Here is a 5,878-nt window from a genome sequence, read left to right as displayed (position 1 = left end):
ATTTTAATGATTTACTCGATTTTAATGCTAAGGAAATATGTCCCTGCATGATGAAGGACGTATAAGCGTATTTAGAATATCTACTAATTTATAGTGGTAGACATATTTGGAGTGAGAAAATGAGTGACATGATCATACCTGGTTCATCAGGTTCCACCGCTGGCGTACAGAGCCATCCTTCGGAGGCTCTACGCAGCCGCAATACCGGAGATCTGAGTAAAAACCTTCAATTGGTTAAAAATATAGCAGAGAAAAAATCAGAAGCACTTTCCCGAATTTCTTCTATTAGTCTTTTGCCTAAAGGTCAACCCAACACAGAGGCTTCTAAGAATATCAAGGTTCCCCAGGGGCGGGGTGGCAAAGCGCAGATTAACCAAATGGGAGTCTATACCCTTAACTCTGGTAACCGTGGGGCGTCAACGAGCCTTAAAATAAACGTGCCAGCCAAGCATGTGGGTGATCCATTGGTTAAGTATTCACTGGCCAAAATGGGAAATGATGAGACATTTGTCAGAACCCTGGACAGAAAAGAAAGAATGGCTCTCATCGCCGCTGATAGCGAAGGGAATGATGCAGGAAATCCACGAATCAGTACTAAAGGTATTCGATACGATGATAAGATTATTCCATGGCGTAATGTCATTGCCTGGCAGAAGCCTGAAACAAGTACTTTTGATAAACCAAATAATGGCGCTAAGTTAATACTGTTTTTCCGCGAGGGTGAGGATATCGCTGTTCTTAATGAAACAACCAGACTGTACATTACCGAAATGTACAGTACCAAAACGTTAGGCAATACGTTCCCTGCCTTTCTGTCTAATAAGTCGACGGAATTGCAAAATATTAAAGTGAGTGAATATGTCGATTCACTGATTCATGAGTTTGGGACTGGGGTTCCTGAGCGTGTTTTTGGAATAAAAGGCAATGCTAAAGTCATGGATTCCTTTGGTAAAGATAAGCTTTATCATCTGCAGGAAAACATTAACGCAATGTTTACTTATTCCAATGGAAAGAATTGGGAGGGGATGGAATTAAGCCATCGTAACTGGGAGGTCCAGGTTCGGACCCGGTCCGCAGCTAAAAAAGACTATGCCAAAGAGATTAAGGCACTGTCTGCGGACTGGTCAAAAAGCGCGATAGCAGGCTGGAGTGATAACGATAAGCTACGCTGCGCGGTGATTGAAAACGTTATTAAATCAGGGCATGCGAACAGAATATCGGATGCGGATGCTAAAAAATATTTCCCGGTAATATTAAAAGGGGAACAATTCAGACGATATATTAACTATGTCTATGCTCACTCTGATTATCGTACTGCTTTGGATAACATGGCGAGAAACAATGATTTTAATGCCATGCGTACTATGCCTGAGATACCATTCGCAGAGCGGGCTGAAAATTTCCGCAATGCTATCTCCGGGTTGAAAGAACTGGAATCATTAACCCCGAAAAAAATAAAATGTGAACTGAAAGCAACACAGAAGGCATTGCTCAGGCATCTCAAGCAACAAGGATTGTCGGGGGAAACCCAGAGTGATGCCATGACGAATAATCGCGAGAAAACTGAGAAATATGAAAATGACATTATTGAACTGAGTCACAAACTGAGTTTATTAAAAGGTAAATCATATCGAAAAGAGATTACGTCACTGAGGCTGGCGCTGAAAAATATCACCGGGCCTGAACCGGGTAGCATAGAGCACATGGTTGAGACAAGCCTATCGCAGAACAATGTTCAGAATAAATGTTCACAAAAAGGTATTGATACCCTCAGAGCATTGAGAGATGAAAAAATTCTTGGACTGAATGAGAACGAAAACAAGCATGGGAGGGAATGCATCAGGCAGCAAATTGCCTGGCTGGACAATCATATTGAGTCTGTTGTTAAGACATATTATGGATTCTTGTCCCTAAAAGATAAAGTTATTTTCTTGCAACGGGAATCTAACATTGCATGGGGAAATTATGCTAATTGTTTAAAGTGGCAAAGCACACCTCCCGGCAAGGAACAGGTGAGGAGATATCACCATCTTGCCATCACCAGAGATAGCCAATTAAGGTATTTATTTTCGGCAATAAAAAAAATAGCTAATGAGAAAAAAGATAGTTTTACTTTCTCGGATAATGATTTTGAAGATCTTAAAATAATGCGAGTAAAAATTAAAGAACCTTTATCTTTCAATTTAGATAAAAAAAGCTCGCGCTCATTACTTGAAGTGATAAACAGTACCTACGGGTTCAATTCATGGGCAAAAAAATTTCAGGCCGAACGTGATAATGTAAGAAAATCTTCGCAGGTTAAAGATATTGTAACTCCTAAAGATAAAGAAACCCTGAGAAAGGAAATTATCGACGAGATTGATTTTCAAAAATACTATTCTCAAATTGATGGTGAGATGGCAGTTTTTGCACTTTATTCTTATTTAGCAGCGAAGGGTATTCGCCTAAATATTATTAACGCTGATCAAACGTCATTTGTTCCTATCGAAGAAATAGCAAAAAATAGAGAGGTGGATATAGGGGCATCGCTTAAAACTGAAAAGTATGTTTTCATTATTCTTAATAATGGACATTATAATGGTTTTGACCCGCACGACAAAATAACATATCCGTCTGCTGGAGATGGTAACTGTCTTTTTCATTCCGTTGCCAATATGTTAAATATGAATAATGTTGATACCGAAGTGAACGGTTTGAGTCTTAATCAACGGACAAAAGAACACCTTAACAATCATTTCGATAGCTTTACTTCCGCATTTTTTAACCCTGATGACGAGAGCGAAATTGCAACTATAAAAGACGAAGGGGTTAAAAAGCATACTGAAACCCTTTTCCGTCTTGTGAAAGAATACAAAGAATTGCTATCGAAAACTGTCGAATCTGGCGCAACTGTTTCCGAAAGTGCTAATTCCCCTGAATTTAATGCTACTTTTAATGTTAAAGTAAAAAAAATAAAAGATCTTGAGGAAAAGGCAAAGGCAACATCTAATCGTGCAGAAAAAAAACAGTTGCTTAAAGAAATTGAACAGGAAAAGTCAATTTTAAAAAAAATAAATATTTCATTTGAAATTACTGAAAACGGCATAACTGTCACGGAAATGAAGAAGCAGAAGGGTTTGCTTGTAGAGATTAAATATTTTTATGATTCAAATGGTAAGTGTAATGAAAATGCGACAGAATATAAACCAATATCTGGCAATGGGGACCTTAAAATACCGGGAGTGAATGGTAAAGTTTATACTATTCCAGGTTGTACCTATAAAAGAATGCCTATTCTGACAGGAGTGCCCGAGGATTTTCCTGATGGATTTAGCCAGGAGGATATTATCGCTGTAAGAAAATTGATTCCTGAAGATAAGAAATATCAAATTATCAGAACAATGAGTGCACTAGAAAAAAAAGATTTTATTGCGTCCATTAAATCCAAAGAGAAAATGCTTTCTGATAAAACCATTGCAATTCGTCTTTTCAATTCGTGTTTTCAACAACCTGATTTGTTAACAATTAATACTGAAAACCCCAAGGCTGAGTTGGAAGAAAAATACGGCAAACAGGACATTCAGAAAATTATAGATCTTACATTAAGTCGGACAGAAAAATTAAAAGAAGAAAACATTAAATTAACAAAACTAAATTCCGTTTTGTTTACTGATGCTGAACTTTACAGCAGTGAGAGTCGAAAAATTCATGAGCATATGGCAATGATTAAAAAACATCATGACGGCCTGATAGAGGACACTCTTTTAACAAAAGGATTGCAATTAAAAGATGGAATGTATGATCTATTTGCCACTGTAATGCCTGGTGAGCTTATGTTGAATAACAAACTTATTCACTTGGTGAATGATACCACGGTGGCTCTTGGCATGATTAAAAGTCCTTCTGGTGTTGATGGCGGAGGGCATGAATTTATTACTGTGGATTTTGATACTCCATTTGAGATCTCAGTAGACTCTATTTTTTTACAAGATATACTGCAGGGTTATGAACTTACTGACGTTAAAGGTGTAGTTAAACCAAGTCATGGACCTAATGTAACTACATTGCTACTCCCCTCTGAGTCTTTGATAAAGAAATTTGAAAGTATAAGAAATGGCAATGGCACAGCGCAGTATTGGAGCACTGACAAAAATCAAAGTGCTATCTTTGGTGAAGATAAAGAATCTATGGACAAGATTCTTGAAAAGCTAGAGTTATCAAAATTTAATGCTAAGGCATTGAGCTCAGGCCAAAGGGTATTTTATCCTGGAGTTCTTGAATTTAATCAGTGTTCTCCAATAACTAAAAAACCGTTAAATAGCGGAGAAAGCTATTTTTTTAATATGCACAAATACAATAACCTCAAAAGCGATATGGCTGTACACTACGACGTTATAAAAGCTGACTTCGAAGTTGCTAAAGATAAATTAGACGACGCTAAAGATAAATTCAAAGCCGCTAAAAAAACTGAATTCGAAGCTGCTAAAAAAGCTGAACTAAAAGCTGCTAAAAAAGCTGAACTAAAAGCTGCTAAAGCAAAATTCGAAATCGCTAAAGTTCGCGTAGAAGCCGTTAACAAAGCAGAACACAAAACCGCTAAAACGGCAGCCTCTGTGAAACCAGCGTCGTCATCAGTAAACGAAAATGTGGCGCAGGAGGTTTTACCACAACCACCCCAGGCACCCTCTCAATCATTGCAAGAAAATAATGCAATTAAGAAAACGATGAGTGGCCGGGAAATCCGCCGTCTACAAGAGTCCTCTCGTTCGCCTGCCAGCAACAGTAATGAAATGACAGCTCAAAATAATGAACTTGCAGTAGAGGATGATCAGGACACTGATAACATTAAACATCATAGTGAATCCGTGATATCAACAGACGNTGTGNGCNAGTCTCAAAAAGTNAAAGNGACAGTAAATGNNCNAAGTTCCNATTTGACGCCTGAAAAATCGCTATCGATTGGTACAAACCTCAAATTATCAATCGATAATAATGGTAAATATTCATTTTCACCAGATATTCCANAGGGAACTGTTCANTCAANAGATGATCTTCAGTCCTGGCGAGTGTCTTCTCTACAAAACAAGGTCGATAGTATTGCCTTTATGGAGCTTGTTAATCAACAATTTGTTGATGAAATTCTTGCTTCAGATTTAAAAGATGAAATACTTACTCAAGCNCTTATTCACTTTACGAAAATANATATGGGTANAGAAAATGTAAGTGAATATATAAAAAAACATAAAAATGAAACTAAAACTGATATTTTTAAAGTTGCTAGCTATAAATTGATATCAGGCAAGTCCATTAAGGCTATGAAGACTTTTGTCCCCAATTTTAATGAGAAAGAAGAAATTGATGCTATAGCTAATATTCTGAAATCAAAGGTTGAGACTTTTTTGTACAATGATGGGCTTAGTTTTGTGATTTCTGAAATGAAAGTGCCGAGTGATAAAGAAAATAGTCTGGTGAGCATTAAGGCGAGGTATAATGATTTTGTGTCTATGTATCGTCGTATGCTAGTAGGGCCGGGGGGGCTAATACCTGATGAGGGGCTTGCATATCGTATATATAATGGATGTCTTCAGGTGGCAAGAATAAAAGACAATGCTATTACGTCAACCAGTTACAGTCTTACTGAAGGGACAAAACCCAAAGAAATGTTTATGCCAAATCTGGTGACTACTAATATGCCTATTGAAACCAACGAAGCTATTGTTTTAAGCACATTCTTAGATGCTAAGGTTATACCTATTACTGACCCTGACTTTTTAAAGGCTAACTCAATGGAATACTTGATGTCAAATATGTTAGAGATGGCAAAGAAGCAAGGGCGTGATAGGAGTGATACACTACTTGATGATAACGATTCACATGTTTCGAATCCATCAGAGAGTGA

Annotated in this window: 1 protein-coding gene; it reads left to right on the top strand. The window is 37.5% G+C overall.

Translation table 11 applies throughout. From position 1 onward, the window contains the following. Nucleotides 1–119 precede the first annotated feature (119 nt). A partial coding sequence (locus tag NNO03_RS22240; RefSeq protein ID WP_271450587.1) for a hypothetical protein occupies nt 120–5,878 on the top strand: 5,759 nt, incomplete at its 3' end.

The organism is Citrobacter sp. Igbk 16 (genome assembly GCF_028069755.1).
In the GTDB taxonomy this organism is placed as follows: Bacteria; Pseudomonadota; Gammaproteobacteria; order Enterobacterales; family Enterobacteriaceae; genus Citrobacter.
Note: the sequence above shows the minus strand (reverse complement) of the source record. Positions and strands in the feature narration are given on the sequence as shown.